The following is a 26,474-nucleotide window of genomic DNA, read 5'->3' on the forward strand; positions in this document are numbered from 1 at the left end:
TAAAGATGACGAACCGCATAAAGCTCCACTCCGGAATCTCCCGCCGCGGCCTGCTCGGGCTCGGCCTGGGCGTCGCCGCCGCACCCGCGCTGAGCGCCTGCGGCGGCGTGTCGACAAGCGGCGGCGACGGCGGCGAGGGGTCGGTCAACTTCCTCTCCACCCAGTTCACGCAGGTCGAGGAGAGACAGCGCTTCGAGAAGATCCTCGGCGACCGGGTGACCGGCCAGAAGGTCGCGTTCAACCCCGTCGACGCGCCCACGTTCGCCACCACGGTCAAGTCCCAACTGGACGCCGGCAAGGTGCAGCTCAGCCTCCTCGGCGGCCTGCACGGCGACCTCGCCCCGCACGCCGGCCGCCTGGTCGACCTCGACGACGTGCTCGGCGGGCTCGGCGACCGCGGCTTCGCGTCCGACCTCACCGACCTGGCCAAGCTCTCCGGCGGCACCACCAAGTACGTGCCGTGGATGCAGGCCACCTACGTGCTCGCGGTCAACAAGAAGGCCCTCGAGTGGCTGCCCAGCGGGGCCGACGTGCAAAAGCTGACCTACGACCAGCTGCTCAGCTGGATGACCGCGGCCCGCCAGGCCAACGGCAACAAGCCGGTCTTCGGCATCCCGGCCGGCCCGAAGGGGCTCTACCACCGGTTCTTCCAGGGCTTCCTGCTGCCCAGCTTCACCGGCGGGCAGGTGACGACGTTCCGCAGCCCGGACGCGGTGACCGCGTGGCAGTACATGAAGCAGCTGTGGGGGCAGACCGTACCCGCGTCGACCAACTACGACAGCATGCAGGAGCCGCTCCAGCGCGGCGAGGTGCTGGTCGCCTGGGACCACGTGGCCCGGCTGCGCGACGCGCCCGGCGACAAGCCCGACGACTGGGTGATGGTGCCGGCGCCCACCGGCCCGAAGGGCCTCGGCTACATGCTCGTCGTCGCCGGCCTCGCCATCCCGAACGGCGCGCCCTCCGCCGACCAGGCCAAGGAGGTCATCAAGGCGCTGACCACCGGTGAGGTGCAGGTCGACGTGCTCCGGCAGAACGCGTTCTTCCCGGTCACCAACGCCCAGGTCCCCACCGACCTGCCCGGCGCGGTCAGCCTCGAGGCCACCGCGGTCAAGGCGCAGCAGGCGGCGTCCGGCGCGATCGTGTCGCTGCCACCGGTCGGCGTCGGCGCCCGCGACCAGGAGGTGGGGCAGGTCTTCAAGAACGCGTTCAAGGAGATCTGCCTCGACGGCAAGCCGGTGCAGGGCGTGCTGGACGCGCAGGCCCGGCAGCTCAACACCATCCTCGACGAGCTCAAGGTGGCGTGCTGGCGCCCCGACCCCGCCGGCTCCCCCTGCCGGGTCGCGTAGTGGTCCGCAAAAGAGCCCGCGTACCGGCGGCGGTGCTGCTCATCGCGCCGTCGCTGGTGGTGATGACCGCGCTGTTCGCCTGGCCGCTGCTCGTGGGCGTCGGCCAGGCGTTCAGCGGGCCGGACGGGCCGACCACCGGGTACGTGCGGCGGATGCTCGACGACCCGTACTTCTGGCCCGCCGTGCGCAACACCGCGCTGCTGGTCGTGGTGTTGGTGCCGCTCCAGTTCGCGTTCGCGCTGACGATGGCGCTGCTGCTGCGCGAGCGGCCACGTTTTCACGGCGCGCATTTCTTCGTCTGGGTGATACCCCTCGCGGTCAGCGACCTCGCCGCCGGCCTGGTGTGGCTGTCGATCTTCGCCGACCGCGGCTACCTCAACTCCACGTTGGACCACCTGGGCCTCGACGGCTATGCCTGGCTGTCGTACGAGAACACGACCTCGATGTTCCTCGCCGTGGTGGTCGCCGAGCTGTGGCGGTCGACCTCGCTCGTGCTGGTCATCGTGGTCGCCGGCCTCCAGGGCATCCCGAAGGACTACGACGAGGCGGCGGCGGTCTTCGGCGCCACCTACTGGCAGCGGCTGCGCCACGTGGTGCTCCCCCAGCTCCGGCCGAGCCTCCAGGTCGCGCTGATCCTGCGCACGATCCTGGCGCTGGAGACGTTCGCGGTGGCGCAGGCGCTCACCGGCCGCAACCTGCCGCTGCTCGTCGGCGAGACCTACCAGTGGTACAACGTGCTCCAGAACCCCAACGTCGCCTCCGCCATCGCGCTGGTCGTGCTGGCCGTGTCGATGCTGGCCGCCGTCGGCTACCTGCGGCTGCTGCGCGACCGGACGGTGACGAGATGAGCCGCCGCCGTCGCTGGAATCGCGCGGCCGTCCAGGCCGCCTGCGTCGCGATCACCCTTTTCATGGGGGTACCGCTTTACTTGATCACACTCGCGGCCCTGTCCAGCCGCGCGTCGCTCAACGAGTTCCCGCTGCCACTGGTGCCCACGGACCCGTCGACGGAGACGATGTCGACGTTCCTCGAGTCGACGGGCGTGACCGGCGGCTTCCTCAACTCCCTGACCGTAGGCCTGCTGACGGTCGTGGCGGCGCTGCTCGTGGGCGTGCCGGCCGGTTACGCGGTGGCCCGCTACACGTTCCGGGGCAGGGACACGTACCAGCTTTTCCTGCTGCTCATCCGGGCGCTGCCGATCGTCGTGCTCTCCGTCCCTCTGGCGCGCATCTTCCTGGACACGGGCCTGTACGACACGACGTACGCGGTGACGCTCATCCACACCGCCCTCGCCCTGCCGACCACGGTGCTCATCACCGCGGCGATCTTCGTGGGCGTACCCCGCGAGCACGAGGAAGCCGCCATGATCTTCGGGGCGTCGCCCGCGCGGGCCTTCCTGCGCGTGGTGGCCCCGCAGGCGCTGCCGGGCATCGCCGCGGCCGCGATGTTCGCGTTCATGCTCTCCTGGAACGAGGTGCTCGGCGCCACCGTGCTGACCCTCAACCAGCGCACCCTGCCCGCGCAGGTGCTCACCACCCTTTCCGACTCGCCGCTGGCTTACCGCTTCGCCGGCGGCCTCGCGCTGGTGCTGCCAGCCGTGGTCTTCATCGCCGTGATGCGGCGCTATCTGCTCAACATGTGGGGGACGACGCTGCGATGAGCGCTGTAGTGGTGCGAAACCTCGTCAAGACGTACGCCGGCGGCGACCGCCGCGCCACCGACGACGTGTCGCTGGAGGTGGCCGACGGCGAGTTCCTGGTGCTGGTCGGCCCGAGCGGCTGCGGCAAGACCACGCTGCTGCGCATGGTCGCCGGCCTGGAGTCGCCCGACAGCGGCACGGTCAGCATCGCCGGCAAGGACGTCACCGACCTGCCCGCCCGCCAGCGCGGGCTGTCCATGGTCTTCCAGTCGTACGCGATCTTCCCGCACATGAAGGTCCGCCAGAACATCGGCTTCGGCCTCACCATGCGCAAGGTCCCCAAGGACGAGGTCGACCGCCGCGTCAAGCAGGCCGCCGAGCTGCTCCACCTGGAGGAGTACCTGGACCGCTACCCCGCCCAGCTCTCCGGCGGCCAACGCCAGCGGGTGGCGGTGGCCCGCGCGATCGTGGTCGACGCCGCCGTCCTGCTGATGGACGAACCACTGTCCAACCTGGACGCGCTGCTGCGGCTACAGTTTCGTGCCGAGCTGAAGCGGATCGTCAGCCAGCTCGGCACCACCACCCTCTACGTGACACACGACCAGGCCGAGGCCATGTCACTGGGCGACCGCGTCGCGGTGATGCGCGAGGGCAAGGTGACCCAGCTGGGCGCCCCCCTGGAGGTGTACGACCGCCCGGCCAACCAGTTCGTCGGCGGCTTCCTCGGCTCTCCGCCGATGAACTTCCTGACCGCCCGCGTGACCCGGGGCACCCTGGCGATCGGCGACGCCACGCTGCCCGCGCCCGACCATCTGTCCACCTGGGACGGACGCGAGGTGGTGATGGGCGTCCGCGCCGAGAACATCCAGGTCGCGACGGACCCGGCCGAGGGCTGGGTGCCCGCCCGGGTCGAGGTGGTCGAACCCACCGGCGCCGCCCTGCTCCTGACCGTCCGCCTGGCCGACGAGCAACTGAAGGTCCAGGCCCCCGCGACGTTCCCGGCCCGCCCCGACACCGGCGTACACCTCCGCGCCGCACCTGACGCGCTGCGCTTCTACGACCCCTCGACCGGCCTGGCCCTGACCTCCGACCGGTCACATGATCAGGGCCCGTAGCCCCGCGACCACCGTGCGCCGGTCCGGTTCGCCGGTGAGCGTGTGCTGGACCGCCCACCCCGGCACCAGCGCGAACAGGGCCGCCCCCACCGCGCCCACGTCCGCGTCCGGCGCGAGTTCGCCGCGGTCGCGGGCCCGCCGGGCGAGTGTCACGAAGGTGGCGCGCATCGGCGCGTAGCGGGCGGCCATCAGCTTGTGCAGGCCGGGATCGCGGGCGGCGCCGGCCCACACCTCGAGCGCGAGCGGAAACGCGCCGCCCGGACCGGTTTCCGCCTCGGCGTAGGCGAGTGCCTGGTCGATCGCCTCCAGGAGCGGGGCCGCCGCCGGGTCGGCGGCGAAGCGGACGAACGCGGCGATGACCCGGTCGGTCGCGTCCTCGGCGACCGCCAGCACGATCTCCTCCTTGCCGCTGAAGTAGCGGTAGACGGCGCCCACCGACAGGCCCGCCTCCTCGATCACCTCCTGCATCGACGTGGCCTGGAAGCCCTTGCGCAGGAAGCACGTCCGCGCGGCGTCGATGATCTGGCGGCGGCGGGCGGCGAGGTGGGCTTCGGTGCGGCGTGGCATGACACACATCGTAAAACGAACGCTCGTTCTTGACATCAGATGCCCGTCGATGGGAGTCTGGGCGCAAGAGAATGAGTGTTCGTTTTAGAGGAGTTGTCATGGCTCAGCCGGGAGATGGCACCACCCGTACGCCAGCTCGCCGCCGCCCCTCGCCCGCCGCCCTCGCCCTGGTGATCGCGGTCGGCGTGGTGGCGCTGCAAGCGCTGCTCGTGCCCCTGTTCAGCGCGCCCGCGGCCAAGATCGAGCCGCGCGACCTGCCGGTGGTCGTCGCGGGGCCCGCGCCGGCCGCCGACGGGTTCGCCGGCCAGCTCGAGTCGGCCCGCCCGGGCGCGTTCGAGATCACCAGGCTCGCGGACGCCGCGGCGGCCGACGAGGCGCTGCGCGACCGCGACGCGTACGCCGCCTTCGTGGTCGGGCCGGACGGGCTCACGCTGCGCACCGCGCCGGCCGCCAGCCCCACGGTCGCGACGCTGCTCACCCAGGCCTCCGCGCAGATGAACGGTGGCCAGCCCGTCCGCACCGTCGAGGTCGTGCCGCTGGACCAGGACGACCCGCGGGGCACGGGGTTCGCCAGCGGGTTCCTGCCGCTCGCGATCACCTCGCTGCTCGCCGGCGCCGCGATCTACTTCGCCACCCGCGGGCGCCGGCCGCGCCTTGCCGGCCTGGTCGGGTACGCGGTGCTGGCCGGCCTCGTCTCGGCCGCGGTGCTCCAGATCTGGCTCGGCGTGATCCCGGGCACCTACCTGGCCAACGCCGCCGCGATCGGGCTCTTCACGCTCGCGGTCGCCGCCTCGGTCGCCGGCCTCGCCTCGGTGCTCGGCGAGGCGGGCATCGGGCTCGGCGCGCTGGTGGTCTTCCTGATCGGCAACGCGCTCTCCGGGGTCTCCTCGGCGCCGCAGCTGCTCCCCCAGCCGTGGGGCGAGGTGGGCCAGTGGCTGCCGATCGGGGCGGGTGGCACGCTGCTCCGCTCGACCGCGTTCTTCGACGGAGCGGGCGCCTCGCGGGCGGTGTGGATCCTGGCCGGGTACGCGATCGTGGGTCTGGCGCTGGTGGCGCTGGGCCGGACCAAGGCGGAAGCGGCCACGCCGGCGCCCGCCGAGGACAAGGTCGCCACCACTGTCTAAAGCGGAGAGTCACAGTGGATCCCGCCCGGGAGCGATCCCGGGCGGGATCTCGCACGAGCGTGATGATGTAGCATCGGGCAGCTTGGGCAGTGCGTGACAACTCCCTTCTGATATTTTGCTTTGTTCGAGGAGGCTCGATGCCGACGGGCCGGCCGGCACCCCCCACACACCGGACCCTCGCCGACGCCGCCACCGCGCAGCTGCACGAGGCGATCCTGGCCGGCGATCTCGCCGCCGGTTCGCCGCTGCGCCTGACCGACCTCGCGGAAAGCCTCGGCATGAGCATGATGCCGGTCCGCGAGGCGATCCGGCGGCTTGATTCGCTCGGCCTCGTCGAGGTCGTGCCACACAAGGGCGCGTGGGTCCGCGAGCTGACCCTCGACGACGCGCACGACACCCACGAGATGCGGCTGCTGCTGGAGATCACGGCGATCGAGCGCGCGGCGCCCCGGTTCACCGACCGCGACACCGAGCGGGCCCGCGCCGCGCTCGACCGCCACGTCAGTGCCAGCCAGCTCGGCGACCAGGCCGCGGCCCGCCAGGCGCACACCGACTACCACTTCGCGATCTACGCGGCGGCCGGCTCTCGTTGGCTGCTGCGCGCGCTGGAGCCGGTCTGGCAAAACAGCGAGCGCTACCGTTTCGCCGGCACCCGCAGCCCGGAGGCGGCCGCCGAGCGGCACCGCGAGCACCAGGCGATCCTGGCCGCCTGCATGGCCCGCGACGCGGTGGCCGCGGTCGAGGCGCTGCGCGTGCACATCCACAACTCCCGCTCCCGCGTCATCCAGAAGATGACCCGGCTCGACGAAAAGGACGCCTAGGTGGCGGAGCAGCAGCCCGAGCTCGGACCGGTCGGCTACCGCATCATCCTGGAAAACGACCTGGTGCGGGTCTGGCAGGTCATGCTCGGGCCGGGCGAGACCCAGCCGCTGCACCACCACGAGCACCCATACCTGGTGATCACGATCGAGGGCGCGATCAACCTCGTCGAGACGGTCGACGGCCAGCTCCGTGACGCACCCGAGCCGACCGGCAACGTGATCTTCCGTCCGCCGGGCGACACCCACACGCTCACGAACGTCGGTGAGACGCGCTACGTGGCGCGCATCGTCGAGTTCAAGACACAGTAGAGCGTGCGGGTGGCCCTCGGCTCAGGACAGCGCGACGTAAAGCAGCGCGCCGACCAGGGCGGCGAACGCCAGCAGCAGCCCGCCGACCAGCAGGGTCTCCCCCGCGCCGCCGCCTTCTCCGGTGGTCTTCCGGTCGCCCACGATTCCGCTCCAAGGTTTGATATCTGATCAAAACTCGGCTCGGAGCATAGCGAGATCCCACGATCTTGGGAAGGTCCGGACGGATCTGTCGAATTTTGGGCGTACGAGACGGCGTGGCGACGCCTCCTGTGTATAGAAAAAGTGTCATACCTGAAGGCGACACTCTTGTAGTCGGAAGCCGTTGAAGCGGAAGGCGCATTGGTGGGCAGTAACCATGTATCAGCTGGATCTTTGCAGGTGCGAGGCGCTCTTCGCCTCCGACCTACAGCACTCACAGCACCCCGACCCGACTGACGTGCGCGCGGCGGTGGCGCACACCATCTCCCGGCTGGGCGAGACCGCCTGCCTGGCCCGGATGGCGCAGGAGTTCGGCGATCACCCCGAGGAGGCCGCGGCGCGCATGCGCTGGGCCCGCGAGGCGGTGGAGTCGGCCTACGCACACCACATCCCGACACCGCGCAGTCCCCTGCGGACCGCCGCACCCTGAGGCCCCGACGAGCAGGCCTCTGGCGGTAGCGGAGGACCGCCAGGGCCCGGGCCTCCCCAGGCCCTGCCTCGTGGATCTCGGTAGAGCGAGGCAAGGTCCAAGAGCCAGGCCTTAGGTGTCGATCGGCGACGGAGCCGCGACGTCCGCAAAGCGAAACAGGCCCGGCTCCGGCTCCACGCGGGCGGCCCGCAGGATAAAGCTGACGGCGTGATACCAGCCGCAGAGCGCGAGCAGGTCGAGCAGCTGCCCCTCGTCGAAGTAGCGGCGCAGCTCGGCCCAGAGCCGGTCGTCCACGTCGGAGTGCTCGTGCAGCTGCTCGACGAGCTCCATCAGGGCCCGGTCGCGCGGCTCGCACCAGCAGGGGTCGGCGCTGGAGCCGTGCGCCATCGAGCGCATCTGCTCCTCGGTAAAGCCGGCCCGCTCCGACCAGACCGCCATGTGCAGGCCCCAGTGGTACTCACAGCCGCACAGCGCGCAGGTGCGCCCGATGATGACCTCCCGGGCGCGCAGGTCGACGCTGAGCGCGGTGCTCAGCTCATACCCCATCCACTCGCTCATGGCGTGTGCCATCCGCCGGTTGCGCGCGAAGGTGCGGGCCACCCGTAACGGCGGGATCCCCGGGGGGATCATGCGGGCGAACAGGGCCTCGATCTCCGGCGGAAAGGGCTCCTCCACCGGTGGAATGCGTACCACCACGCCATCGCCTCCAGACAGCGCCCGGCCATAGATCCATCTATGACGATATACCCCTAGGACCCCCTATGAGCCCTAAAGTTGTCCCCTATGGCGAGCTGGGAGGACGTGCGGCGGCTGGCGCTGGACCTGCCGGAGACCGACGAGCACGAGTCGTACGAGGGTGCCCGTGCCTGGCGGGTGAAGGAAAAGGGCTTCGTCTGGGAGCGGCCGCTGCGCAAGAGCGACCTCGCGGCCCTCGGAGAGGCGGCGCCGGACGGGCCGATCCTCTGCGCCCGGGTCCCCGACGAGGGTGCCAAGCAGGCGCTGATCGCGGACGACCCGTCCGTGTACTTCACGACACCGCACTTCAACGGGTACCCGGCCGTGCTGGTGCGGCTGGAGCGCATCGGCACGGCCGAGCTGCGGGAGCTTGTGGTGGAGGCGTGGCTGGCGAGGGCGCCGAAGCGCCTCGCCAAGCAGTTTCAGGAGGGCACGTAGAACTTCGTCGTCGCCTCGACGGCCGCCGCGACCACCTCGGGATCGCCGCCCGCCGCCAGATGCGCCTCGCCCCACGCCGCCGCGCTACGCCGGCTGAGCTCCTTGGCCTCCGGCGACGACTCGAACTCGGCCGGGTCGCCGAGGCTCTCCCCGGCCAGGTGCGCGACAAGGCCGAGCAGGCCGAGATCCCAACCCACGCCGGTCGCGCCCGGACCGTACGTCGGGAAGAAGACCGGGTCGACCACGGCCGCGTGCACCAGCTCGAACTCGGTGTCGCCGTCCGGGCCGGGCGACAGCCGCACCTCCACCTCGCTGGTGCCGTCCGCGGCCTCCGGGCCGAAGAGCCAGGACACCTTCAGCAGGCGCGGCGGCTCGCAGCGGAGGATCTCGCCGCCGGCGTTGCCCTCCAGCTGGTATCGCCCGCCGAGCCGCAGGTCGCCGCTGACCGGGAGGAACCACCGGCGCAGCCGCTCCGCGGTGGTGATGGCGTCCCAGACGTCTTCGATCTCCGCGTCGTACCGCCGGCGGAGCACCACCGCGTAGGCCTCGCCGGCCGGCACGCTGCCCTTGCCCAGCTCGCGGTGTGCGGCGGCCAGCTCGTCGAGTAGGTCCTTCATGTCTCATCCCCATCGATGTCGGAAAGGCTTTCGGTCCGGCGTGCGCGCTTGCCCCGCGCCAGCTCGGTGGCCAGCGCGTCGAGTCGCTGGCTCCAGAACCGGCGAAACGGCTCCAGCCACGCGTCGACCTCGCGCAATGGCGCGGGCTCGACCGCGTAGAGCCGGCGGGTGCCCTCGGCCCGGACCGACGCGAACCCGCTGTCCCGCAACACGCGCAGGTGCTGCGAGACAGCGGGCTGGGAGATCCCGAACTCGGCCCGGATCACCTCCGTGACCGCCCCGGAGGTCAGCTCGCCACCGGCGAGCAGCTCCAGGATGCGGCGGCGCACGGGGTCACCGAGGACGTCGAACGCGTGCACGGGCCAGACTATGCCAGCCGCCGCTTATATAAGTCAAGACTGCTCCAGCACCGACAGCACGTTGCCGGCCGGGTCGGCGAACCACGCGATCGCGGGCCCGTTGCCGCGCATGACGCCCTTGTCGTCCTGGGGGAAGTCGTCGTAGCGGAGCGTCGAGACGCCCCGCGCGGCGAGGTCGTCCACCGCCTTGTCGACGTCGCCGACCGGGAAGTTGAGGATTGTGAACGTGGCGGGCGTGTGGTTTTCCTTCGGGTAGACCAGGATCTGCGATCCGCCCTCGATGTGGAGGGTGAGCATGCCGTGCTCCTCGGTGACCTTCAGGCCCAGCGTGCCGGCGTAGAACGCCTTCGCGGCGGCGATGTCGTCCACCGAGAAACCGCTGAACGCCTTGGCGCTTTCGAACATGGTGTTCTCCTATCTCGCGTATGCCATCCGTGATCCGTACAGCTGATCGACCACACACCGTGCCCAACGCATGCGTGGGGCGGCGGTCTCGGGGTGGTCGCCGTAGGCCGCGGCCACGTCGGCGGCCACGCCACGCGTTCCACCGTGTGAGCGGATCGCGGTGCGGATGGCGGCGTCGACGTCCGCGTAGGACGGGGTGGAGCCGGCGGAAATGTGGCTGGTGAAAAGAGCCTCGGCGCGGGCGGCGGTCAGCGGGTCGATCGTGATGTTCATCGGACTCTCCTCCTCGGTAACAAGCCTTCAAGGAGTAGGACTACCCGGCTCCGGCGAACTCATCGGAACTCGCGAAGAATCCACGGATCTATCTATTCGCGTCCATTGTGGGTAGGGTCGCCGATGCCGACGGGGCGGGGGCCCCGCCGGATCGATTGGGGGAGAAGTATGCGTCGACGCATCGCGATGGTCGCTGCCTGCTTACTGGCGGCTGTCACACTCGCACCGGGTGGAGCCGCCGCGCGGGCCAACCCGGATGTGGACACCAAGAAGGCACTGGCGAACGGCCTCCAGGTCGCACCCAAGTCGACCGCGAAGAGCAAGACGGCCAACGCCAAGCCCGCCGGGGCCAACCCGTACCTCGCGCTCCTGCCCGACCCCGCCGCCGCGGACCTCTCCGGCTGGGACAGGTACCTGGCCGCGCAGGGCAAGGAGCGGGCGAAGACGAAGGCGAAGACACAGCAGCGGGCGCTCGCGGCCGCGCCGATCCTGGTCGACGAGGACGAGCCGACCGGCGTGCGCGGCTCCAACGACACTCCGGCCACCGCGCAGCGGGTCCCCGGCTTCGGCACCAACACCGGCCAGAACCCCGCGGCCCGCGTGCTCGGCACCCTCTCGCCCGAGCCGGTGAGCGCCGAGGACGTCGACCCCAACACCGAGGACGACGGCTCGATCCCGCTCGCCGGCGACACCGGCATCGGTGAGACCCGCGACGGCATCCGGACCTCGGGCGTGGTCGGCGACGGCCCGCACGGCAGCGCCGGCTCCGGTTCCGGTGACTTCGACGTGTACAAGCTGACCGCCACGGCCGGCGACAGCATCACCGCCGACATCGACACCACCACCGAGGAGCTCGACTCGATCCTGCTGCTGCTCGACGCGGAGGGCGAGATCATCGCCACCGCCGACGACGACGGCGTCAGCTTCGACAGCCTGCTCAACTTCCAGTTCACCGAGTCGGGCACCTACTACCTCTTCGTCACCGGGTTCCTGACCCTGCCGGACGACCCGTTCGACTCGGGCAGCGGCAGCGGCGCGGAGAGCGAGGGGCCGTACAACTTGACGATCCTGGTGGGCCAGTCGGACTTCGACTTCTTCGCGGTGCGGCTGCGCAAGGGCGACGTGCTCGGCGCCACGGTGTCCGGCAGCGCCGCGCGCCTGGCCGTGTACGACACGGTGCCGCGCGAGGTGCAGGGCTCCACCCAGGACGCCTCGTTCATCTTCCCGGTCGACACCCCGCTCCCCGGCGGCGGCAACGCGGTCGTCGACTACGTCGCCGAGACGGCCGGCTGGCACTACGTCGCGGTGACCTCCGGCAGCGGCACGTACGACGTGACCGTCGAGGCGCACCGGCCGACCCTGGAAGGCGCGACGCCGCCGGTGCAGACGCTCTTCCTCGACTTCGACGGCGCGCGGGTCAACACCGCACCGTTCGGCGGGCCGGGCGTGCGGACGCTGAGCCCGTTCGAGGCGTTCCTCGGCCGGTGGGGCCTGACCCGCGCCGACGAGGACGCGGTGATCGACGCCGTGATCGCCACGGTGACCGAAAACCTCAAGAGCGACCTCCAGGCCAGCGGCCTCAACAGCCGCTTCCGGCTCCAGATCAAGAACAGCCGCGACCACCGGGACACGTTCGGACAGGAGAACGTGAGCCGCATCGTCGTCGGCGGCACGATCGACGAGTCGGGTGTGCCGACGATCGGCATCGCGCAGACCATCGACCCGGGCAACTTCGAGACCGAGGAGACCGCGCTCGTGCTCCTCGACATCCTCAGCGACCCGGCCGGTGACGACGCCTCGCTGAACACCTACATCACGCCGGCCAGCGACAAGGTGGCCTTCGTCGGGCGGGCGCTCGGCAACGTGGTCTCGCACGAGGCCGGGCACTTCTTCGGCGACTGGCACGTCGACCAGTTCAACGACATCCCCAACCTCATGGACCAGGGCGGCAACTTCCCGGTCATGTTCGCGGTGGGGCCGGACAACGTCGGCGGCACCGAGGACGACACCGACGTCGACTTCGGCGAGGACGTCTTCAACCCGGGTGAGGGCTTCACCGGCACGGAGGACACCCTCAGCCGCATCGTCTTCGGCGTCACCAGCTGATTTTGGTCAAACTGAGCCGGAGCCCAGGAACATCTGGGCTCCGGCTCACCCATAACCAGATCTTCGGCCGTCCGTGGCGAAAAGTGGCCCCTCCAGGGGCCAGAATTCGCCACGCACACGCCGCTCCCCTGCCCCGTCTGTGCGGGCAGGTCGACAGCCCACGCAGCCGGGCCCCGTGGGGCCCGGCTGCGTGACGCTAGGGGTGAGCGTGAGCAACGACGGACGCGATCGCTGGCTAAGGACGTCCGGGTTGATCTAGGTATACCTAGCGCCTCCTTACGCCTGCTCCGGGCGCTGGGTAAGGCCCCCGGAGGGGCCAAGATACGCAAGCGCTCCCGATGTGGTCGCACCCCTTACCGGCCGAGGATGGACACATCAGCGGTACGAGGGAAACCACGAGGGAGAAAACGATGTTCATGCACCCGGACCAGTTTCTGACCCAGGCCAACGCCCGCCACCGCGAGCTCGTCGCCGAGGGCGACCGGGGGCGGCTGCTGGCCTCCGCGCGCAAGGCGCTCCGGGCCCGCCGCGCACGCCAAGCGGCGCCCGTGCGGGGGCAGCCCGCCGGTACGCTGGCCTCGTGCGAGCCGTCCGTGGCGGTGCCAGCCCGGTGATGATCGGGCGCGAACGCGAGCTGCGCCGACTGGCGCAGCTCGCGTCGGCGCGCGTGCCCGCCGTCGCCGTGATCGCCGGCGAGCCCGGCATCGGCAAGACCCGCCTGGTGCAGGAGCTGCTCGACGCGCTGCCGCCGGAGACCGTCGTGCTGGTCGGGCAGGCCGAGCCCGGCTCGCTGTCCCGGCCGTACGAGGTGCTGCTCGACGCGATCGACGGCCGCGCCGAGGTCGACGAGGAGCAGCTTGCCGCGCTCGGCGACCCCAAACGCAGCCCGGTCGAGCGGCTGCACACCGGCCTCGCGATCCTCGCCGACCTGGTCGGCGACTCCCCCGCCGTCATCGTCTTCGAAGACCTGCACTGGGCCGACTCGGAGAGCGCCGCGCTGTTCGAGCGGATCGCCGACCAGCGCGGGCCGCGCCTGCTGGTCGGCACCTACCGGCCCGACGAGGTGACCCGGCGGCAGCCGGTGGCCGGGCTGCTCGCCCGCCTGGAGCGGCGGCACACCGTCTCGCACGTGCGCCTCGACCGGCTCACCCCCTCGCAGACGGCGGCGCTGCTCGCGGCCGCGACCGGCGGGCCGGTGCCGATGCGCGCGGCGACCGCGCTGCACCACCGCACCGGCGGCAACCCGTTCTTCCTGGAGGAGCTGCTGCGCAGCATGCCCGGCTGCCAGCTCGACGACATCGTCGACCAGCCGCTGCCGTGGAGCCTCGCCGACCTGCTCCGCCGCCAGACCGACGACCTCGACCGGGTCAGCCACGGCGTCGTGGAGGCGGCCGCGGTGCTCGGCCAGCGCATCCCGTTCGACCTGCTCGCCGGCGTCACCGGCGCCACCGAAAACGAGCTGATCCAGGTGCTGCGCGACCTGGTCACCCGGGGCGTGCTGGTGGAGTCCGGGGAAGACGAGTTCGCGTTCCGGCACGCGCTGTTCCGCGAGGCGATCGCCGACCAGATGCTCGGCCGCCAGCGGCGCCGGCTGCACGAGGCCGCGCTGGAGGCGCTGCTCGCCGCCGGCTCGTCCGACCCGGCCATGCTCGCCCACCACGCCCGCGGCGCCGGGCGGTACGACGACATGGTGGCCGCCGCCCGCCGCGGTGCCGCGCTCTACCTGTCGATCGGCTCCGCGTACCAGGCGCTCCAGCTCGCCGAGATGGGGCTGGAGGAGGTGCCCGAAGACCCGGAGCTGCTCTCCGCCGCCGCCCGCGCCGCCTGGCTGGCCGGGCTGCTCGACGACGCTGTGCGATACGGGCGCGGCTGGCGCGACGTGGCCGCCTCGACCACCGACCGCGCCGAGTCGCTCTACCTGCTGGTCCGCCTCGCCTGGGAGTCCCGCGAGTGGGACGAGATGGGCGACCTGACCCGCGAGATCGAGACGCTGATCGAGGAGCTGCCGCCCGGCGCCGACCAGGCCCGCGCGATGACCGCGATCGCCCAGTCCTCGATGCTGCGCGACGACCTGCCGGCCACGATGCGCTGGACCGAGCGGGCGATGGAGCTGGCCGAGGAGTTCGACCTGCCGCAGGTCCGCCTCGCCGCCCTCGTCGAAAAGGGCTCGGCGCTCGTCGAGGTGCCGGCCCGCGCCGCCGAGGGGCGGGCGATCCTCTCCGGCATGGTCGACGAGGCGGAGAAGGCCGGCGAGTGGGTCCTGGCCGCCCGCGCGCTGAGCAACCTCGTGCAGGGCGAGCCGCCCGAGTCGCCGGCCGAGTTCGCCGAGGTGCTGGAGCGGATGCGCACCGACGCCGAGCGGGCCGGCTTCGAGTCGCTCGCGGTCGCCGGCTACTTCCAGGGCCGGGCCCGCCTCGCGATGCGCGCCGGCGACCTCGAGGCCGGCATCGAGGCCCTCGAAGAGGGGCGCGAGCAGGATCGCGGGTTCCTGCGCCACGGCCGGCGGGCCGACTACCACGGCGTCTTCCTCGCCGGCCTCTACCTGGAGGCGGGCGAGCTCGACAACGTCGAGAAGGTGATCGCGGAGCTGGCCGCCGTGCCCCGCCTGCCGAAGACATCGCTGCCCGGCCTCACGTTCCACCTCGCCTGCCGGCGCGGCGACCGGGCGACCGCCGAGTCCACTTTGGACGTGCTACTCGCCGAGATGGCCAAGCAGACCTGGCACAGCGGCGAGCAGGCACACGACCTCGTCTCCGCCGCGCTGGAGCTGGGGCTGCCGCTGGAGCGGCTCGACGAGATGGCCGCCGTGCTGCTCGACCACACCAGCTGGGACGCCTACCGCGTGCTCGTCGACGCGCAGATCGCCGAGGCGCGGGGCCGGCACGCCGACGCGCTGACCGGCTATCTGTCCATCGTGGACGCCGACATCCTGCCGCCCTCGACCCGCGGCACCGTGCGGCTCGGCGCGGCCCGCTGCCTGCTGGCCGCCGACCGCCGCGCGGAGGCCACGGCCCAGGTCGAGGCGGCCGCGGCCCTGCTCGCCTCGTGGGGTGGCTGGCGGGTGGCGCAGCTGGAGCAGGCGCGCGCGATGCTCGGCCTCGCTCCCGCCGACGCGGCACCCGCGGTGACCGGGGTGGCGGCGCTGACCCCGCGCGAGCGGGAGGTGGCGTTGCTGATCAGCGACGGGCTGACCAACACCGAGCTGGCCCGCCGGCTCTACATCTCACCGAAGACCGCCGCCGTGCACGTCTCCAACATCCTCCGGAAGCTGGGCGTGTCGTCCCGGACGGAGGTCGCCGACGCCGTCGGCCGCTCCACCTAGCCACTCGTCGCTGCTCACGTCCATGCCGCGCCGCCGGCGCGGTGCGGGCGCCGCGGGTGCCGCCGGCTTCGGCGCACGGGGCCGGCGGGTCGCCGCGAACGCGGCCAGCGCCGTGGTCAGCGGCACCGCGGCGATCAGGCCCATCGTGCCGACCACGCTGCGGACGATCTCCTGGGCGAGCATCTGCGAGGTGAGCGCCTCGCCCAGCGGCGCGTTGCCGGCGGCGAGCAGGATCAGCAGCGGCAGCGAGGCACCCGCGTACGCCAGCACGAGCGTGTTGATCACCGAGGTGATGTGTGCCCGACCGACCCGCGCCGCCGCCCGGTAGAGGCGGGTCGCCGGCAGCGCCGGGTTGGCGTGCGCCAGCTCGCTGACCGTCACCGCCTGGGTGACCGCCACGTCGTCGAGCACGCCGAGCGAGCCGATCAGGATGCCGGCCAGCAGCAGACCCTGCATGTTCACGTCGGTGTACACGATCGTCAGGAAGTTGGTCTCCTCGGTGCCCACCCCCGTCAGGTGCAACGCGGCGGTGGCGCCGGCGGCGAGCAGGCCGGTGAGCGTGAGGCTGGCGAGCGTGCCGACCACCGCCACGGTCGTCGGCACCGTGAAGCCGTGCGTCAGGTACAGCACCGACAGCATGATCGCGGCCGAGCCCACGACCGCGACGAGCAGCGGCGAACGCCCGTCGAGGATCGCCGGCACGATGAAGAACAGCAGCACCCCGAACGTGACGGCGAGCCCGCCGAGCGCCGCCAGCCCTCGCCACCGCCCGAAGGCCACGACCGCGAGCGCGAACGCGACGGCGAGCACCCACAGCCCGGTGCCCCGCTGGTGGTCGAGGATCTGGTAGTCGACGCCGCTGGCCGTGCCCTCGGTGTGGATCAGCGTGAGGTGGTCGCCCTGGCCGATCTCCGGCGAGCCCGGGCCGCGCGGCAGGTCGGTCTCGATCTGCCGGCCCTTTTCGGGCCCGGACGTCAGCTTGATCGTGACCGTGCCGCACTGCTGCGGGCCGCCCTTCGGCGTGACCTGCGGCTGGTCGGGCAGCTCCGGGCACGGCGTGATCGCGACCGCGACCACGTCACCGGTGACCTGCGGCTCGTCGCTCTGCTGGTCGGCGCCGACGTCGCCGCGCGGCCACAGGAGCACCATCGCCACGATCGTCACGACCGCCGCGCAGGCGAGCACGATCAGCGCGGTGCGCCCCGCCCGCTGGTGGTGTGGCCGATCCCCACTGTGCTGGTGGTGGTGCGCGTCCATCGCGCCAAACTATCGTTTCCGGCCCGCGATCAGTCGCGGTGGTCGCCGGTGGCGCCGTCGAGGAGCTCACGCACGATGTCCATGTGGCCGGTGTGGCGGGCGGTCTCCTCGATCATGTGGATCAGCGCCCACCGCATCGTCACCGCCTCGCCGAACCACGCCGTGCCCACGTCGTCGAGGTCGAGCTCGGCGATCACCCGGTCGGCCGCCGCGCGGGACCGGGCGTAGAAGGCGAGCACGTCGGCGGTGCTCTCCCCCGGCTCGACCCGCAGGTCGGCCTCGGGATCGTCGTCGTCGAACGGCAGCGGCTCGGTCTCCCGCCCGAACGTCTGGCAGAACCATCCGTACTCGTTGGCCGCGAGGTGCTTGACAAGGCCGAGCAGGTTGGTGCCCGAGGGGGTCAGGCGGCGCCGCAGGCGCTCGTCGTCGAGGCCTTCGACCTTCCAGAGCACGACCTCGCGATGGCGGTCGAGGCTGGCCTGGAGGCTTTCCTTCTCACCGCCGGTATACGGCACCGATTTCGTCACAGCGCGGACGTTAACAGCACCCACCGACACACTCACGGGCATTTCAGGGTGTGATGCCGCGCTCACCGCCCGTACTCCATCGATGTGTGTCGCCCCGAGCGGCTCGCGCGTCGCGTAGCATCTGCCGGCGTGACCCAGCCACCGAGACAGTTCGCCGAGGACGCCCCCACCGTGCAGTTCACCGCGGTGGGCACGCCGGAGCCGCGGCGGAGCCGGAAGCGGATCTTCCTCGCGGGCGGGATCACCGCGGCCGTGCTCCTCGCCGCCGGCGGTTCCGCCGCTTACGCGTACTCGGGCGAGGTGCCGCGCGGCACGAAGGTGCTCGGCGTCGAGCTGGGCGCGAAGAGCAAGGCGGACGCGGCGGCCGCGCTGCGCGCCGGGCTCGCCGGCCAGGCCGAGCGCCTCGAGGCGCCGTTGCCGGTGCGGCTGGGCGAGCGGGTCGTGGAGATCAAGCCGGCCGACGTGGGGCTGGGCGTCGACGTCGACGCCACGGTGGCGGCGGCCGCGGAGAGCGGCGGCGGGCCGTTGCGCCGGCTCTTCGGCTCGCGCGAGGTGGCACCGGTGATCACCGTCGACGCGGCGAAGGCCGACGGGGTGCTGCGCGCCGCGCTCGGCAAGGACGCGCAGGCGATGCGGATGCCGGCCGTGACGTTCTCCGGCACGACGCCGAAGGCGGTGCACCCCAAGCCCGGCAAGGGCATCGACGGGGAAAAGTCCGCGCAGGCGCTGCGCGAGGGCTGGCTCGGCATCCACCCGGTACCGGTGCCGCTGGTCGACATCCACCCCGCGACCTCCGCCGAAGAGGTCGACAAGCTCGTCGCCGACCTGGCCAAGCCCGCGGTGGCGGGGCCGGTGACCGTGACCACCGACCGCGGCGCCGTGACCGTGCCGCCGGCCGCGATCGCGAAGAGCCTGGTGCTCACCGCCGACAAGACCGGCAAGATCAACCCTCGGGTCGACGAGAAGAAGCTGCGCGCGGCGCTCGCCGGCCCGCTCGCCAAGGTCGAGGTCGAGGCGAAGGACGCGACGATCGCGCTCAAGGCCGGCAAGCCGGCGGTCGTGCCCGGCGTCGACGGCCACCGCCTCGACACCGCCAAGCTCAGCACCGACCTGCTCGCCGTGCTACCCAAGACCGACGGCCGCACCGTCGCCGGCACGCTGGCCACCGCGAAGCCGAAGGTCACCGAGGAGGCCGTGGCCAAGCTCGGCGTCAAGGAGAAGGTCTCGACCTTCACCACGAAGTTTCCCGGCGGGCTCTCCTCGCCGCGCAGCCAGAACATCGTGCTGGTGTCGAAGGAGACCAAGGGCGCGTTCGTGCTGCCGGGCAAGACGTTCTCGCTCAACACGCACACCGGCGAGCGCAGCTACCCGCAGGGGTACAAGGACGCGCCGACGATCGTGGGCGGCAAGCTCGTGCCGGGCGCGGGCGGCGGCGTCTCGCAGTTCGTGACCACGCTCTTCAACGCCACCTACTACGCCGGTCTCGAAGACGTCGAGCACAAGCCGCACTCGTACTACTTCAGCCGCTACCCCGCGGTCATCGAGTCGACGATCTACCCGCCGGCGCTGGACTTCCGGTTCCGCAACAACACGCCGTACGGGGTGCTCATCGACACCTCGTACACGTCGAGCACGATCACCGTGTCGATCTGGAGCACGAAGATCTACGACAGCGTGAAGACGGAGTGGGGGCCGCGGCGCAACCCGACGAGCCCGCAGACGAAGTACCTGGAACCCGGTCCGGACTGCATCGAGACGAGCGGGCTGCCCGGCTTCAGCCAGGACGCGTGGCGGGTCTTCCGCAAGGACGGCAAGGAGACCAAGCGGGAGAAGTTCAGCTGGACGTACCAGGCCGAACCACGCTTCATCTGCGACAAAGCACCCAGTTAGACTATTTCGGACATACCCTGAAATAAGATCTCCCACCGTGACGGTCCACATCGTCCGGTATCCGAAGGGGGATCCATGGCTCGCAGCCGCGTCGTCGCAGCCGCCGCCACCGCTCTGCTCCTGCCGCTGTCCGTCCTCCCGGCCTCGGCGGCGCCGGCCCAACCGTGGCCGGCGCCGGCGGACGACACGCGGGAGCTGACCCACAAGCGCTTCACGCTCGACGGCGGGCGCGGGGACGTACCGAAGGCACGCGCGCGGGCCGCCGCACAGACCCCGCCCGTCGGCACCACACGGCAGTGGCTAGGCCTCGACGACGTCAAGGGCGAGATCTACCGCAAGGACTACACGCTGCGCGGCGTCGGCCGGCACATCGAGGTGTGGGTCGCCAACGACCTCGCCTTCCCCGCCGGCGACTGCCGCGCCAAGGTGCCGGGCGCGACGCGGGTCACCGACGCGCAGGTGGCGCACCTGGTCGACGAGTTCGACACCAACATGTACCCGAAGGAGACCGCGGCCTTCAGCACCCCGCCGGACCGGGACGGCACGAACGCCCAGCTCGGGCCGGACGCGAACGGCTCCGGCGGGGTGTACACGGGTGCCGGCGACCGCACGGTCACGCTCGTCGACAACGTGCGCGACGACAACTTCTACGACTTCCCGGCCCACCCCACGTACACGGCCGGCTTCTTCTCCGCGCAGCTCAACGACCTCTTCGACCGCAACGTGATGACGGTCGACGCGTTCGACTGGGCGCACCGCACCGGCCCCAACCCGCCGAACGACCCGACCGGCGACGTGTGCACCAGCCGGCCGGCCCGGCCCAACCTGTACGAGGGCACGTTCGCGCACGAGTGGCAGCACCTGCTCCAGCACTACACGGACCCGCTCGAGACCACGTGGGTCAACGAGGGGCTCTCCGACTTCGCGCAGACGCTGACCGGGTACGTGGACGCGCGCGCGACCGTCCACCAGCGCGGCGCGGACAGCCACATCTTCTGCTTCCAGGGCTTCGGCACGGTCCGCACGGACTTCAACACCAACCCGCGCGACTGCGGCGGCCCGGAGAACTCGCTCACCCTGTGGGGCGAGAGCCCGAACCCGAACGCGACGCTCGCCGACTACGGCAACGCGTACTCGTTCATGCTCTTCCTCCACGACCGGTACGGCACCGACCTCATCTCCCGCCTGCACCGCGACGGCAAGCGTCAAGGGCTGGCGAGCGTGGCGGCGGCGCTGAAAGCCGAGGGCGTGCGCGACATGTACGAGGTGATCCACGACTACCAGTCGATGGTGCTGCTCGACAAGCTCGTGCCCGGTTGGCGTGTCTACGGGGTCGCGAAGAGCCGCGTCACCACCCGAAGCCTCCGCTCGACGGTCAACCTGGCCAACCCGGCGGTCAACGCCACGCCCGGCGCCGCGCCCAACGGCGCCGATTACGTGCCGCTCGCGGTACCCGGCCGCGACCTGCGCTCGGTCCGCTTCGACGGCGCTCGCACGCTGCCGCCGCTCCCCCTCGCCTGGACCGTCGTGAAGAACGACCCGGACCGGCGCGACAACCCGGTGCTCTGGTCGGGCAACGCCAGCGACCTCGACAGCGCCGCGGTCACCACCGTCACCGTGCCGTCGAGCGGGGCGACCCTGCGGCTGCTCGCCAAGTACGGCGCCGAGGCGGGCTTCGACTACGGCTACGTGATGGTCTCCGCCGACCGCGGGAAGACGTACACGCCGGTGGCCGGCGACAAGACCGTCGAGGGCCCGCTCGGGCCGGCGCTCAACGGGAAGACCAACGGCTTCGAACCACACACCTTCGACCTTTCCCGGTACGCGGGGAAGACCGTGCTGCTCGGTTTCCGGTACGTGAGCGACGCCGGCGTCAACGAGGGCGGCCTGCTTGTCGACGACGTCCGGCTCGGCGGCACGCTGGTCAGCGACGGCGCGAGCCTGGCCGCGTTCGACTCGCCCACCGAGATCCGGGCGACCGAGACGCACAACTGGAACCTGCGCCTGGTCGGCCTCGACGCGAAGCGGAAGGTGGCGGTGCAGGTGGAGGTCGACGGGCGGCGCGCGGTGCGGCTCGACCCGGTGCGGCTGGCCGCGCTGAAGCTCTTCCCGAAGGTGGTCGCGATCGTGGCCTACGACGAGCCGACCGAGCAGGTCGGCCAGTACGCCCCGTACACGCTGACGGTGAACGGCGAGCGCCAGCCCGGCGGCGCGGCGCCCGCGGCCTGAGCCCCAGGGGCGCCATCCCGCGCGGGTGGCGCCCCACCTACTGCTCCAGCTTCGACCAACCGCGAAGGGCGAGGCCGCGGGAGCAACGGTCTGGACCACGACGGACATCGCGGCAGCTCAAATCCCCGTGGTGGCGGCCTCCCGGCGGTCGTAGGCGGCGCGGGCCGCGGCGATCTCCTCCTGGTGCTCCTCGGTCCAGGTGACCAGCGACTTGATCGTCTCGTGCAGGGTGCAGCCCAGGTCGGTCAGCGCGTACTCCACCTTCGGGGGCACCACCGGGTAGACGGTGCGCCGGACCAGGCCGTCGCGCTCCAGCTGGCGCAGGGTCACGGTGAGCATGCGCTGGCTGATCCCGTCGATCTCGTGGCGCAGCTCGGTGAAGCGCAGCGTGCGCCGCTCCAGCAGCGCGATGACCAGCAGCGACCACTTGTCGGCGACCCGGTCGAGGATCTGGCGGACCTCGCAGTCCTCCCGGGTGTCCCACTGGAAGGGGTCGGAGTCGTCGTCGGTGACGTCGCAGCGACTAAGTGACTTCGAAGTGCCTTCTTCCATGCCTTCTGATGTTGCCGCAGGATTCGAATGGTTACAAGAGGGAACCGACAAGCATTCGAGTAACTGGGGAGCGGAACACGTGGCGACGACACGACCCACACGGCGGGCCTGGGCGGTCCTGTTCGTGCTCTGCGGCGCGATCTTCCTGGAGGGCATCGACATCTCGATGCTGGGCGTCGCCCTCCCCTCGATCCGCGCCGACCTGGGCATGACCACCGGCGCGCTCTCCTGGGTGGTCAGCGCCTACGTGCTCGGATACGGCGGCTTCATGCTGCTCGGCGGGCGCGCGGCCGACCTCTGGGGGCGGCGCCGGGTGTTCCTGGTGTGCCTCGGGGTGTTCATCCTCTTCTCCGGCCTGGGCGGGCTGGCGCAGGAGGGCTGGGTGCTGATCGCCGCGCGGTTCGTGACCGGGGTGGCGGCCGCGTTCATGACGCCGGCCGGGCTGTCGATCATCACGACCACCTTTGCGGAGGGGCCGCAACGCAACAAAGCCCTCCTGGTGTACGCGGGTACGGCCGCCGGCGGCTTCTCGCTCGGCATGGTGGTCGGCGGGCTGTTGACGGCGGCGAGCTGGCGCTGGGTCTTCTTCGCCCCGGTCATCCTGGCCACCGCGATCCTCCTGGCCGGCATACGGCTCATCCCCCGCACCCGGCAAGGCGCCACCGCGAACGGCGGCTTCGACCTCGCCGGGGCCACCACCATCACCGGCGCGATGCTGCTGCTGGTACTCACCGTCGTGCGGGCACCGGACGTCCACATCGGATGGACGGCGGGCACGCTGGCCGCGAGCGCCGCGCTGCTGGCCGCGTTCGTGGCGATCGAACGCCGCTCGGCCGCACCGCTCGTGCGCCTCGGGCTGCTGCGCTCCGGCCCGCTGGTCCGCGCCAACGTGGGTGCGATGGCACTGACCGGCTCGTTCTTCGGGTTCCAGTTCGTCACCGTGCTGTACCTCCAGGAGCTGCGCGGCTGGTCGACCGTGCAGACCGGGCTCACGCTGATGGTCGTGGGCATCGACTCGGTGCTCGCGCCGACCCTCACGCCGAAGCTCGTCGAGCGGTGGGGCAACGTCCGTGTGATCTTCGGCGGCTTCCTGCTGGCGGCCCTCGCCTACGCGCTGTTCCTGCCGCTGGGCGCCGACTGGACGTACCCGATGATGCTCCCGACCCTGATCCTCACCGGCCTGGCGTTCGCGCTGGCCTACGGGCCGCTGACCATCGCCGCCACGGACGGCGTCGACGAGGCCGAGCAGGGGGTGGCCGGCGGGCTGCTCAACTCGTCGTTCCAGTTTGGCAGCGCGCTCGGGCTCGCCCTGGTCACCGCCGTCAACGTCGCCGCCACCGAGGCCGGCGACGCGCTGGACGGGTACCGCGCGGGGCTGGTCGTGCCGGTCGTGGCCGCGCTGGTCGGCGCGGCGGTGATGGCGGTGGGGCTGCGCCGCCGCGCGCCCGAGACGGCGGCGGCGCGCGAAGCCGTCAGGGTATGAGCAGCAGCTTGCCCGTCGTGCGGCGGGACTCGAGGTCGGCGTGGGCGCGCGCCGCCTCGGCGAGCGGGTAGCGGCCGCCGACGGTCACCTTCAGGGTGCCGTCGGCGACCCATCGCAGCACGTCGCCGGCGCGGCGGCGCAGCTCGTCGACGGACGCGACGAAGTGCCCGAGCGTCGGCCGGGTCAGGAACAGCGAGCCGCCGCCCTGCAAGCGGTTGACGTCGAAGGGCTCCGGCTTGCCGCTCGCGTACCCGTAGAGCACCAGCGTGCCGCGGACCCGGAGGCTGTCGAGGCTGGCGTCGAAGGTGTCCCGCCCCACCCCGTCGTACACCGCGGCGACGCCCTCCCCGCCGGTCAGCTCGCGGACCCGCTCGGCCACGCCGTCGTACCCGATGACCTCGGCGGCGCCGGCGGCGCGGGCGAGCTTCTCCTTCTCGGCGGTGGAGACGGTGCCGACGACCCGCGCGCCGAGGCTCGTGGCGAGCTGGGTGAGCAGCAGGCCCATGCCGCCGGCGGCGGCGTGCACGAGCACGGTGTCGCCGGCCCGCACCGGGTAGCTGTCGTGCAGCAGGTAGTGCGCGGTCAGGCCCTGGAGCAGCACGGCCGCGGCCTGCTCGTCGGTGACGCCCGCGGGGATCGGCAGGGCCCGCTCGGCCGGGGTGACCGCGTACCGGGCGTACGCGCCGGCGAGGTCGTTGGAGACCACCCGGTCGCCGACCTTGGGCGCGGTGACGCCCGGCCCCACCGCCTCGACCACGCCGGCCCCCTCGGTGCCGGGCACGAACGGCAGCCCGACCTGGTACAAGCCGCTGCGGTGGTAGATCTCGACGAAGTTGACGCCGGCGGCGGTCAACCGCACGAGCACCTCGCCGGGGCCCGGCTCGGGCGTCGGCAGGTCGGTCAGCGTGAGCACGTCGGGCCCGCCGGGCGCGGCCACCTGGATAGCGTCCATGCCGGAGAGCCTATGCCGCGACGCCTCGGACCTGTCTGACGACCGCGGCGGCGTGCTGGTCGGCCCAGGCGACCGCCGCGTCGCCGGCGCCGCCATTGGCCAGCGCCGGCTCCAGCACCGCGAGCGGGGGCACCGGCAGGCGGGCGCCGAGCTCGGCCAGCAGGTCGCGCAGGGCCGCGGAGACCGACCGCAGGTGCGCCTCGGAGGCGGCCACCGCCACGGGTACGGCCACCGCGCCAGCCAGCGCGCCCGCCGCCAACTGGTCGAGGAAGACCTTGAGCAGCCCGGTGTACGTGCCCTTGTAGGCGGGTGTGGCGACGACGAGCAGCCGGGCGGCGCGTACCACCGCGAACGGGTCCTCGACCGCACCGGACCCGCAGGCCGGCTCGGGGCCGAACGTGACGCCGACCAGGTCGGCCAGCTCCAGGACGACCCGGCCGTCGAGCGGGGCCGCGATCGCGTCCGCGGTGGCTTCGGCGAGGGCGCGGGTGCGGGAGGCGGGACGGGGGTTGCCGACGAGCACGACGAGTTCACTCACACGGCTAATCCTACCTGATTGATAGGCTATCGCGGCGGGCCCATCCCATCCCAGGGGTCGTAGTCGACCTCCAGCGGCTCCTGCTCGGGCCGCTCCGCCTCGGGCACGTGCTGGAGGTTGACCCGGATCCGGTACCAGATCGAGCTGCGCCCGCGCATCCCGTCGACCAGGATGTCCGCCGGCTCCAGCTTTTCCACAGTGGACGGATGGCGGGCCTTCCACCGCTCCAGACCCGCCATGGCCTCGGGCTTGGTCTTGGCGCGGGCGATCTCGATGAGCGGCATGGTCTGCTGGCGCCGGCCGGTGCCCTTCGGCGGCTTTTCCGCGGGGCCCAGCCGCTTGGCCAGGTCGAGCAGCCCGTCGAGCGTGCCGTAGGCGGTGTCCATGCCCTGCCACGGGTCGCCGATCGCCGCGTACCGCTCGCGCACCACCGGCAGCGTGAACTCCTCCGGCCGGCAGTCGCGCACCTCGTCCCAGGACAGCGGCGTGGAGACGCGGGCGTCCCGGTTGGGGCGCACCGAGTAGGCGGAGGCGACGGTGCGGTCCTTCGCGTTCTGGTTGAAGTCGACGAACACCCCCTCCCGCTCCTCCTTCCACCACTTGCTCGTGGCCAGGTCGGGTGCGCGGTTTTCCACCTCGCGGGCGACGGTCTCGGCGGCGAGGCGCACGTCCTTGTACAGCCAGCGCGGCTCGATCCGGACGAAGATGTGGAAGCCGCGCGAGCCGGACGTCTTGGGCCACCCGGTCAGCCCGTAGTCGGACAGCACCTCCTTGGCCACCATCGCCACGTCGACGATCTGCCGCCACTCCACGCCCGGCACCGGGTCGAGGTCGATGCGCAGCTCGTCGGGGCGGTCGAGGTCTTCGGCGAGCACCGGGTGCGGGTTGAGGTCGACACAGCCCAGGTTGATCACCCAGGCGAGCGCGGCCGCGTCGCGCACCACGGTCTCCTCGGCGGAACGGCCGGACGCGTACTTGAGCTCGGCCACCTCGATCCAGTCGGGCCGCTTGGTGGGCGCCCGCTTTTGCCAGATCGCCTCCTCGTCGATGCCCTTGACGAACCGCTTGAGCACCATCGGCCGCCCGCGCACCCCGCGCAGGGCGCCGTCGGCCACGGCGAGGTAGTAGTTGACCAGGTCGAGCTTGGTGTGACCGCCGGCCGCGAAAACCACCTTGTCGGGGTGGGTGATCGTCACCTCGCGGCCGGCGACTTCGATGACCGCCGGCGTCGACATGTCCCTA

At 71.8% G+C, this 26,474-nt stretch carries 27 protein-coding genes; 15 read left to right on the forward strand and 12 right to left on the reverse strand.

Annotated elements, in window-relative coordinates; all coding sequences use genetic code 11:
- Positions 1–5 precede the first annotated feature (5 nt).
- Genes ACTMTJ_RS05070 through ACTMTJ_RS05085 form a run of 4 tightly spaced genes read left to right on the forward strand, consistent with a single transcriptional unit; the run spans position 6 to position 4,100 of the window.
- The gene (locus ACTMTJ_RS05070) at positions 6–1,346 is read left to right on the forward strand and encodes an ABC transporter substrate-binding protein (protein WP_441214872.1); all 1,341 of its coding nucleotides are present in this window, start codon (positions 6–8) and stop codon (positions 1,344–1,346) included.
- Positions 1,346–2,194 (forward strand): carbohydrate ABC transporter permease, encoded by an 849-nt coding sequence (locus ACTMTJ_RS05075; RefSeq protein WP_441214873.1) that lies wholly within the window; start codon positions 1,346–1,348, stop codon positions 2,192–2,194. Before ACTMTJ_RS05070 ends, ACTMTJ_RS05075 begins: the two co-directional genes overlap by 1 nt.
- Positions 2,191–3,006 (forward strand): carbohydrate ABC transporter permease, encoded by an 816-nt coding sequence (locus ACTMTJ_RS05080; RefSeq protein WP_441214874.1) that lies wholly within the window; start codon positions 2,191–2,193, stop codon positions 3,004–3,006. Before ACTMTJ_RS05075 ends, ACTMTJ_RS05080 begins: the two co-directional genes overlap by 4 nt.
- On the forward strand, positions 3,003–4,100 hold the full coding sequence (locus tag ACTMTJ_RS05085) for an ABC transporter ATP-binding protein (RefSeq protein WP_441214875.1): 1,098 nt from the start codon (positions 3,003–3,005) through the stop codon (positions 4,098–4,100). Before ACTMTJ_RS05080 ends, ACTMTJ_RS05085 begins: the two co-directional genes overlap by 4 nt.
- Here ACTMTJ_RS05085 and ACTMTJ_RS05090 read toward each other — a convergent pair.
- The gene (locus ACTMTJ_RS05090) at positions 4,080–4,667 is read right to left on the reverse strand and encodes a TetR/AcrR family transcriptional regulator (protein WP_441214876.1); all 588 of its coding nucleotides are present in this window, start codon (positions 4,665–4,667) and stop codon (positions 4,080–4,082) included. The two genes, ACTMTJ_RS05085 and ACTMTJ_RS05090, sit on opposite strands and share 21 nt — an antisense overlap.
- Positions 4,668–4,765: 98 nt before the next feature.
- On the opposite strand from ACTMTJ_RS05090, the gene ACTMTJ_RS05095 reads away from it, so the two are divergent.
- The 4 genes from ACTMTJ_RS05095 to ACTMTJ_RS05110 all read left to right on the forward strand — a co-directional run bounded on the left by ACTMTJ_RS05095 (position 4,766) and on the right by ACTMTJ_RS05110 (position 7,549).
- On the forward strand, positions 4,766–5,791 hold the full coding sequence (locus ACTMTJ_RS05095) for a hypothetical protein (protein WP_441214877.1): 1,026 nt from the start codon (positions 4,766–4,768) through the stop codon (positions 5,789–5,791).
- 137 nt (positions 5,792–5,928) lie between these two features.
- Positions 5,929–6,612 (forward strand): GntR family transcriptional regulator, encoded by a 684-nt coding sequence (locus ACTMTJ_RS05100; RefSeq protein WP_441214878.1) that lies wholly within the window; start codon positions 5,929–5,931, stop codon positions 6,610–6,612.
- Entirely contained in the window at positions 6,613–6,921 is a 309-nt protein-coding gene (locus tag ACTMTJ_RS05105; RefSeq protein ID WP_441214879.1) for a cupin domain-containing protein, read from the forward strand. It abuts the gene before it with no gap.
- A 355-nt stretch (positions 6,922–7,276) separates the two neighbouring features.
- Complete coding sequence (locus tag ACTMTJ_RS05110; protein ID WP_441214880.1) at positions 7,277–7,549, forward strand: hypothetical protein; 273 nt, start codon at positions 7,277–7,279, stop codon at positions 7,547–7,549.
- A gap of 111 nt (positions 7,550–7,660) precedes the next feature.
- Here ACTMTJ_RS05110 and ACTMTJ_RS05115 read toward each other — a convergent pair whose 3' ends face one another.
- Entirely contained in the window at positions 7,661–8,245 is a 585-nt protein-coding gene (locus ACTMTJ_RS05115) for a carboxymuconolactone decarboxylase family protein (RefSeq protein ID WP_441214881.1), read from the reverse strand.
- An 87-nt stretch (positions 8,246–8,332) separates the two neighbouring features.
- Between ACTMTJ_RS05115 and ACTMTJ_RS05120 the strand changes: the two genes are divergently transcribed.
- Positions 8,333–8,722, forward strand: a complete 390-nt coding sequence (locus tag ACTMTJ_RS05120; protein ID WP_441214882.1) for an MmcQ/YjbR family DNA-binding protein — start codon at positions 8,333–8,335, stop codon at positions 8,720–8,722.
- Here ACTMTJ_RS05120 and ACTMTJ_RS05125 read toward each other — a convergent pair.
- From ACTMTJ_RS05125 to ACTMTJ_RS05140, 4 genes are read right to left on the reverse strand one after another with little or no spacing between them, the layout of a single operon-like run.
- On the reverse strand, positions 8,707–9,339 hold the full coding sequence (locus tag ACTMTJ_RS05125) for an SRPBCC family protein (RefSeq protein WP_441214883.1): 633 nt from the start codon (positions 9,337–9,339) through the stop codon (positions 8,707–8,709). The two genes, ACTMTJ_RS05120 and ACTMTJ_RS05125, sit on opposite strands and share 16 nt — an antisense overlap.
- Complete coding sequence (locus tag ACTMTJ_RS05130) at positions 9,336–9,698, reverse strand: ArsR/SmtB family transcription factor (RefSeq protein WP_441214884.1); 363 nt, start codon at positions 9,696–9,698, stop codon at positions 9,336–9,338. The genes ACTMTJ_RS05125 and ACTMTJ_RS05130 overlap by 4 nt, the downstream gene beginning before the upstream one ends.
- 33 nt (positions 9,699–9,731) lie before the next feature.
- Positions 9,732–10,103, reverse strand: coding sequence for a VOC family protein (locus tag ACTMTJ_RS05135; RefSeq protein ID WP_441214885.1), 372 nt, complete (start codon positions 10,101–10,103; stop codon positions 9,732–9,734).
- A 9-nt stretch (positions 10,104–10,112) separates the two neighbouring features.
- Positions 10,113–10,376 (reverse strand): hypothetical protein, encoded by a 264-nt coding sequence (locus ACTMTJ_RS05140; protein WP_441214886.1) that lies wholly within the window; start codon positions 10,374–10,376, stop codon positions 10,113–10,115.
- 168 nt (positions 10,377–10,544) lie between these two features.
- On the opposite strand from ACTMTJ_RS05140, the gene ACTMTJ_RS05145 reads away from it, so the two are divergent.
- The 3 genes from ACTMTJ_RS05145 to ACTMTJ_RS05155 all read left to right on the forward strand — a co-directional run bounded on the left by ACTMTJ_RS05145 (position 10,545) and on the right by ACTMTJ_RS05155 (position 15,804).
- Complete coding sequence (locus ACTMTJ_RS05145) at positions 10,545–12,482, forward strand: PPC domain-containing protein (protein ID WP_441214887.1); 1,938 nt, start codon at positions 10,545–10,547, stop codon at positions 12,480–12,482.
- Positions 12,483–12,892: 410 nt separating this feature from the next.
- Positions 12,893–13,096: a hypothetical protein gene (locus ACTMTJ_RS05150; RefSeq protein ID WP_441214888.1), complete on the forward strand. Its 204-nt coding sequence runs from the start codon at positions 12,893–12,895 to the stop codon at positions 13,094–13,096.
- Positions 13,063–15,804, forward strand: a complete 2,742-nt coding sequence (locus tag ACTMTJ_RS05155) for an ATP-binding protein (RefSeq protein WP_441214889.1) — start codon at positions 13,063–13,065, stop codon at positions 15,802–15,804. The genes ACTMTJ_RS05150 and ACTMTJ_RS05155 overlap by 34 nt, the downstream gene beginning before the upstream one ends.
- On the opposite strand, the gene ACTMTJ_RS05160 is transcribed toward ACTMTJ_RS05155, so the two are convergent.
- Both ACTMTJ_RS05160 and ACTMTJ_RS05165 read right to left on the reverse strand, forming a co-directional pair.
- The gene (locus ACTMTJ_RS05160; protein ID WP_441214890.1) at positions 15,706–17,061 is read right to left on the reverse strand and encodes a YibE/F family protein; all 1,356 of its coding nucleotides are present in this window, start codon (positions 17,059–17,061) and stop codon (positions 15,706–15,708) included. The genes ACTMTJ_RS05155 and ACTMTJ_RS05160 overlap by 99 nt on opposite strands.
- Positions 17,062–17,090: 29 nt before the next feature.
- Positions 17,091–17,588, reverse strand: coding sequence for a DinB family protein (locus ACTMTJ_RS05165; RefSeq protein WP_441214891.1), 498 nt, complete (start codon positions 17,586–17,588; stop codon positions 17,091–17,093).
- Positions 17,589–17,717: 129 nt separating this feature from the next.
- On the opposite strand from ACTMTJ_RS05165, the gene ACTMTJ_RS05170 reads away from it, so the two are divergent.
- Positions 17,718–19,478 carry a VanW family protein gene (locus tag ACTMTJ_RS05170; protein WP_441214892.1) on the forward strand — a complete coding sequence of 587 codons (1,761 nt, stop codon included), beginning with the start codon at positions 17,718–17,720 and terminating at the stop codon, positions 19,476–19,478.
- 75 nt (positions 19,479–19,553) lie between these two features.
- On the forward strand, positions 19,554–21,707 hold the full coding sequence (locus ACTMTJ_RS05175; RefSeq protein ID WP_441214893.1) for a peptidase M6 immune inhibitor A: 2,154 nt from the start codon (positions 19,554–19,556) through the stop codon (positions 21,705–21,707).
- Positions 21,708–21,824: 117 nt separating this feature from the next.
- On the opposite strand, the gene ACTMTJ_RS05180 is transcribed toward ACTMTJ_RS05175, so the two are convergent.
- Positions 21,825–22,259: a winged helix-turn-helix transcriptional regulator gene (locus tag ACTMTJ_RS05180; protein WP_441214894.1), complete on the reverse strand. Its 435-nt coding sequence runs from the start codon at positions 22,257–22,259 to the stop codon at positions 21,825–21,827.
- 79 nt (positions 22,260–22,338) lie between these two features.
- Here ACTMTJ_RS05180 and ACTMTJ_RS05185 point away from each other — a divergent pair, with 79 nt between their 5' ends.
- Positions 22,339–23,742 carry an MFS transporter gene (locus tag ACTMTJ_RS05185; RefSeq protein ID WP_441214895.1) on the forward strand — a complete coding sequence of 468 codons (1,404 nt, stop codon included), beginning with the start codon at positions 22,339–22,341 and terminating at the stop codon, positions 23,740–23,742.
- Here ACTMTJ_RS05185 and ACTMTJ_RS05190 read toward each other — a convergent pair.
- The 3 genes from ACTMTJ_RS05190 to ACTMTJ_RS05200 are packed head-to-tail and all read right to left on the reverse strand — an operon-like array spanning position 23,732 to position 26,467.
- Positions 23,732–24,694 carry a quinone oxidoreductase family protein gene (locus tag ACTMTJ_RS05190; protein WP_441214896.1) on the reverse strand — a complete coding sequence of 321 codons (963 nt, stop codon included), beginning with the start codon at positions 24,692–24,694 and terminating at the stop codon, positions 23,732–23,734. The genes ACTMTJ_RS05185 and ACTMTJ_RS05190 overlap by 11 nt on opposite strands.
- 10 nt (positions 24,695–24,704) lie before the next feature.
- Positions 24,705–25,232, reverse strand: a complete 528-nt coding sequence (locus tag ACTMTJ_RS05195) for an NAD(P)H-dependent oxidoreductase (RefSeq protein WP_441214897.1) — start codon at positions 25,230–25,232, stop codon at positions 24,705–24,707.
- 26 nt (positions 25,233–25,258) lie between these two features.
- Entirely contained in the window at positions 25,259–26,467 is a 1,209-nt protein-coding gene (locus ACTMTJ_RS05200) for a DNA polymerase domain-containing protein (protein ID WP_441214898.1), read from the reverse strand.
- Positions 26,468–26,474 lie beyond the last annotated feature (7 nt).

The organism is Phytohabitans sp. LJ34, assembly GCF_052068095.1.
Taxonomy (GTDB): Bacteria; Actinomycetota; Actinomycetes; order Mycobacteriales; family Micromonosporaceae; genus Phytohabitans.

Coding starts and splice junctions, on each gene's coding strand:
- ACTMTJ_RS05070 (WP_441214872.1), top strand. CDS start 6: ATGACGAACCGCATAAAGCTCCACTCCGGAATCTCCCGCCGCGGCCTG.
- ACTMTJ_RS05080 (WP_441214874.1), top strand. CDS start 2,191: ATGAGCCGCCGCCGTCGCTGGAATCGCGCGGCCGTCCAGGCCGCCTGC.
- ACTMTJ_RS05085 (WP_441214875.1), top strand. CDS start 3,003: ATGAGCGCTGTAGTGGTGCGAAACCTCGTCAAGACGTACGCCGGCGGC.
- ACTMTJ_RS05090 (WP_441214876.1), bottom strand. CDS start 4,667: ATGCCACGCCGCACCGAAGCCCACCTCGCCGCCCGCCGCCGCCAGATC.
- ACTMTJ_RS05095 (WP_441214877.1), top strand. CDS start 4,766: ATGGCTCAGCCGGGAGATGGCACCACCCGTACGCCAGCTCGCCGCCGC.
- ACTMTJ_RS05100 (WP_441214878.1), top strand. CDS start 5,929: ATGCCGACGGGCCGGCCGGCACCCCCCACACACCGGACCCTCGCCGAC.
- ACTMTJ_RS05110 (WP_441214880.1), top strand. CDS start 7,277: ATGTATCAGCTGGATCTTTGCAGGTGCGAGGCGCTCTTCGCCTCCGAC.
- ACTMTJ_RS05120 (WP_441214882.1), top strand. CDS start 8,333: ATGGCGAGCTGGGAGGACGTGCGGCGGCTGGCGCTGGACCTGCCGGAG.
- ACTMTJ_RS05125 (WP_441214883.1), bottom strand. CDS start 9,339: ATGAAGGACCTACTCGACGAGCTGGCCGCCGCACACCGCGAGCTGGGC.
- ACTMTJ_RS05135 (WP_441214885.1), bottom strand. CDS start 10,103: ATGTTCGAAAGCGCCAAGGCGTTCAGCGGTTTCTCGGTGGACGACATC.
- ACTMTJ_RS05140 (WP_441214886.1), bottom strand. CDS start 10,376: ATGAACATCACGATCGACCCGCTGACCGCCGCCCGCGCCGAGGCTCTT.
- ACTMTJ_RS05145 (WP_441214887.1), top strand. CDS start 10,545: ATGCGTCGACGCATCGCGATGGTCGCTGCCTGCTTACTGGCGGCTGTC.
- ACTMTJ_RS05150 (WP_441214888.1), top strand. CDS start 12,893: ATGTTCATGCACCCGGACCAGTTTCTGACCCAGGCCAACGCCCGCCAC.
- ACTMTJ_RS05160 (WP_441214890.1), bottom strand. CDS start 17,061: ATGGACGCGCACCACCACCAGCACAGTGGGGATCGGCCACACCACCAG.
- ACTMTJ_RS05175 (WP_441214893.1), top strand. CDS start 19,554: ATGGCTCGCAGCCGCGTCGTCGCAGCCGCCGCCACCGCTCTGCTCCTG.
- ACTMTJ_RS05180 (WP_441214894.1), bottom strand. CDS start 22,259: ATGGAAGAAGGCACTTCGAAGTCACTTAGTCGCTGCGACGTCACCGAC.
- ACTMTJ_RS05190 (WP_441214896.1), bottom strand. CDS start 24,694: ATGGACGCTATCCAGGTGGCCGCGCCCGGCGGGCCCGACGTGCTCACG.
- ACTMTJ_RS05200 (WP_441214898.1), bottom strand. CDS start 26,467: ATGTCGACGCCGGCGGTCATCGAAGTCGCCGGCCGCGAGGTGACGATC.